Raw genomic sequence first — 484 nt, forward strand, 5'->3', positions numbered from 1 at the left:
CGCCGCCCGAGCCGAAGATGCGCCAAGTGATGACGATGCCGTTGGCGCCCAGCTCCACCGCGTCGCCGAGCATCCCCTCGAGATGACCCGAGGGATGGTTGACAGCGAGGAACTCGTCGGCGTCGAGGACCAGCAGCCAGTCGGCCTCGGCGACCCTCGGCTCCTTCTGCGCATGTTTGAGAGCCGAGGGCTGGGGTTTCACGCCCTCGGGGATCTCGTTGCGGCGGTGGTAACCCAGGCCGAGCTCCTCAAGGCGGGTCAGCATGTGGTCGGTGCCGTCCGAGCAGTCGTTGGTATATACGAGGATGTCGGTGAACCCCACGGCGAGGTGATGGGCGAACCATTCCAGCAGGAAGGGGGCCTCGTCCTTCATCATCGACACGGCCATGACCTTGCCGTGTTTCGACTGTGGCTTGAGATGCTGCATGCCCCCGTGTGGCCTCTTTATGCGTGGGCCTTTGGGCGGAAAGTATCATGGGTGCGC

1 protein-coding gene is annotated in these 484 nt (G+C 64.3%); it reads right to left on the minus strand.

What is annotated here, in order from left to right; translation table 11 throughout:
* Positions 1–427: glycosyltransferase family 2 protein (locus DRV84_RS15255; protein ID WP_239995110.1), on the minus strand; the 427-nt coding region annotated here is incomplete at its 3' end.
* Between the last annotated feature and the right edge of the window lie 57 nt (positions 428–484).

The organism is Rhodosalinus sediminis (assembly GCF_003385555.1).
Taxonomy (GTDB): domain Bacteria; phylum Pseudomonadota; class Alphaproteobacteria; order Rhodobacterales; family Rhodobacteraceae; genus Rhodosalinus; species Rhodosalinus sediminis.